Origin of the sequence: Bradyrhizobium sp. 142 (assembly GCF_023074015.1) — a bacterium.
In the GTDB taxonomy this organism is placed as follows: Bacteria; Pseudomonadota; Alphaproteobacteria; order Rhizobiales; family Xanthobacteraceae; genus Bradyrhizobium.
Genome location: NZ_JADPKQ010000149.1, coordinates 1 through 3,611, shown reverse-complemented (window position 1 = coordinate 3,611; position 3,611 = coordinate 1). Strand labels below are relative to the sequence as shown.

General features: G+C 57.5%; 1 protein-coding gene. It reads right to left on the bottom strand.

Translation table 11 applies throughout. The features are described 5' to 3' along the window. Positions 1-2,192: 2,192 nt before the first annotated feature. The gene (locus tag IVA82_RS14570) at positions 2,193-2,519 is read right to left on the bottom strand and encodes a GcrA family cell cycle regulator (protein ID WP_247381054.1); all 327 of its coding nucleotides are present in this window, start codon (positions 2,517-2,519) and stop codon (positions 2,193-2,195) included. Positions 2,520-3,611: the final 1,092 nt, after the last annotated feature.

The window sequence follows — 3,611 nt, the reverse complement described above, 5'->3', positions numbered from 1 at the left end:
CAGCCTCGTGCATAACGCCCATCGTCTTGCGCTCGATGGGCCATCGATGCGCGATCCCAAGACGGCCAAGTCGGATACCTCAGCGCCGGGGCCGAGCGCGGCGGATAGGACGGTCACAAAACCGCCGACAGGAGCGAAAAAATGAACAATGCGCCCTCCGGCCCGCCCATGCGCGGCGCTGCGTTTGACTCGTGGCGGTCACTTCGCGCCGCGCACGGGCTCCACCTATCGCTTGACCCGAACCTCAAATACTGAGATCAGAAAATAAATCCAACGGCGCCATCAAGCTCGTGCGCCGCCCTGGTCGTCATCGACCGGATCACGCGGTCTCCATGCGCCGGTCAGCGTGGTCGCCTTCACCGGTATGCGCAGACGAAACACGGTGCGGGATAGCAAGCCGTTCCTCTCGAAGACAGAGAACAACTGTTGCAGGCGAGATACTCGAATCAACACGGCCACGACAGGGCCCCAGATTCAACTCCGCTTCGCTAATCTCCGGCGTTCGCCAACGAGACATCCAGCAGGGCCGTTGACGCTGCTAGAGTCGAACTGCTCCACGACCTGACTCGTGCGAGGTTCATCGATCAAAATTGATACGTCCCCTCGCAATCTCCATCAACTGACAAGGTTTGGTAGTTGACTTCTGCCTGGCGTATTCCCCAGCGACCCAGGGATCCTGCGCTGCTCTGGGACGTCCCGGTACGTAGTCGAACCTCACCAATGCGATCATCGTCGGTGGGCCTCGTTCATGGTCCCCGGGAGCGACAAACCCCTTCATGCGCCCATTGCTCGGCGGAAAGGTCGCTAGGAGCGAAGCGTTGCTTATCGGTGACTCTCACGCTAGGGGGCTGAGGTGGTCGAGTTCGCGATTTGGGCGACAGTTTTCCCTTCACGCGATGGCGTCGACACAGTTGGTCTTCTTCGCATCAACTGCGGAGATCAAGTTACGATCCAAGAAATTGAAGCTGGCTCGCATTCGGGCAGGGGCGAATAAATGCTTATGGGAATGATCGTCGTAAACGGTGCCAAAACGCCTCGTCATCGATCAACACGACAACAGTGCTTGGTGCGCGCGCTATGATGTAGGAGCGGCCCGCGTGCAACGAGTCCCGCGTCGCGTGGCTCGCCAAGCCGCATAGGAGCTAACGCCAAATCATCGGAATAGTCGCGGACAGTGTATTGTCGATCGTCGCGCGGCACCACGACTGTTGACGTGAGTGTGTTCTCAAGTTGGTATGGAAAAATAATGAGCCGGGTAGGCGAGCGAGAAGTGATCGATGCAATTGAACAGCCGGCCGCTTCAGACTTGCCACCGGTTTTGCACAGATCGTCAAGGCGCCTATGGTGGGTGGTGGTCGTCTTCGTGTGTCTGTGCACTGCACGAGTCTATTTTTTGACCGACGTCAGACAATGTCTCGAGAGCTCGGCGGCCCGTGAAGTCGCTCCAAGGCTGAGCTTGTCACCCGACGCCAGGGCGGTCCTATCGGAAGTTCTATCGGGACAACAGAAGGCGAGCGATGAGATAACGGAGCTCAATCACAGCATCACTGCATAGCAGGCTGAGTTAAAACGAATTTCCGATCAAATTGCAGCGCTGACCTCACGAATCGACTCGTTGCCGAATCTGTTAATCACCGCCTCGCCTCCTTCCGTTCCCTCTCCGCCGTCAGCTCAAGCCGATCCGAAGCCGGCGAAGAAACTCGCGCCTCCGTCTAAACCACAAGGGCCGATCTCCATCGGAGGGGCGGCCACTGGTCTCAGCCCCGCCCCGGGCACGGACGAACCTCGATCATTTCCCGCGTGCTCAGTCCCAGTCCAGCTCTCCACACGGCGGTAGCAAATACTGGAGCTCGCTCACGGTCAAGCGGCTTCACCCGAGCTCGTGTACTCCGTCGGGCACGCCGTGTGCAGAATCTTCCAAACACCGGCGCAAACCAGGACGCGGGGCGCTTCCCCGAAACCGCCTAGCCGAAAACGAGGCTCAAGAACCAGAACGCTTTCCTCTTCTAATTCAGTGCATCCAGCCTCTTGAGATTGGATGAATTGACCTACGATCGAGCCCTCCGCCGCGAACGTTCTACTCGACGCCACTGTTCATCGGATAGCCACAAATCGCGCAAACCAACAAGCAAATCGTCCGGATCGACCAGGTACGGCGCATAGTCCGGGAGATCGCGGCGCGCCTGATAGTTCTACGCGGTATTCCTGACCGCCTCAGCTAGCATCGCGTAAAGCTGCCGCTTGCTCATTTCCTGAGGCTGGCTATCTAGCGCCTTTTGCGACGGCTTCTTTCCGACGCAATCGCGACCGGCCGCCATCACCGCCGGCCCTCGCTTCGGGGCGGGTCTAATCTTGGGTTTTGCTGTTGGTGGCTTGTGACCGCGAGCCAGGCCCAACCGAGCGAGCCTGCCGCATACTGCGTTGCGACTGCACTCGAGATGACGCGCGATCTGCGCGGCACTCTGTCCCGCGGCCCAGAGCTTTTCCAGCTGTGCCAATTCTCTTCTATTCCAGCGCATGGAAGATACTTTAGTGCCAGTTGTGACGTCAGGTTAGTTTACTCTTCGTCCAGCTCGCGCACGACCGCCGATTTGGTCTCCTGTTCATTCATTCTACGAAAGCCCGCATCGCGGGTGAAGGAAAAACGAGTCCTTGGCGCACGCGCTCTCTTCTTAGTCCCTACCATGATAAGGCTCCCATCAGCGCGCGCAATATATGTAGTCGAGTGGCAACTGGGCGTGCCGCTGGGTGCCATCGCGGCGAGTGCTTGCGTCCTGATGTTGACTACCACAAAAGCGAGTTCGCGCGCCTCCCAATCTTGATAGGGGAGCTTCGCTCGCCTTTCCGCTATCCTTTATCGACCGGGGCCGAACCAAATTACCACCTAACTTCGGCCGTAAGAAAATTGCAGAGTTCTGACGATTGTGCGAGCTCTCGCGAAGCCGGGCCGTGAACATGCGTCACACATTGTTACTTAGGGCCGAGCTCGTTGTTTTTCGACCGAGCTTCCATGCGAACGCTAAATAGCGCACTGAGCCGAACTTTCAAAATTGCACGCCAATGTCCGCGAGACAATCATGACAGCCTTATCACAGCCGCTACGGTCCATATTGGTCGATAACAAAATACCGCGACATCATAGCCGTGGACTCAAATCACACAATATCTCATTAGAGCGAAGCGTCACAATTGTGGACCCGACGGAGAAGTATTGGACTCCCAGTTTTATTAAGATGAGTCCTCCTGTCCATGCTCAGCAGCGTAAGACTGTCCGTCAGATCGCGGCATCGGAGAACCTGACGAAGCTTGAAGGCTTGATCCGCTCGCGGGTTCAGAGGATCTTGGACGGTTTGCCGCGCAATTGTTTTCAAACGGAAATCCACTTCTGTTGATTTCAATCAATTCCCCGCCAGGGTGAAGTGGTTTCTGGCGATGTGTTATTTCAGAGAGAATCCGCATGAGCCAGCCCTCCATCTCCAAATCCATGACCTTCGGTGAATGCGGCCTGGCGACGTTGTTCGCGGTCACCGCTTTCCTCTGCGTGATTGCCGCGGCCAAGGCGCTCGATGCGCCGTTCGCCTTCCACGCTGCGCTCAGTGCGGCGGCGAGCC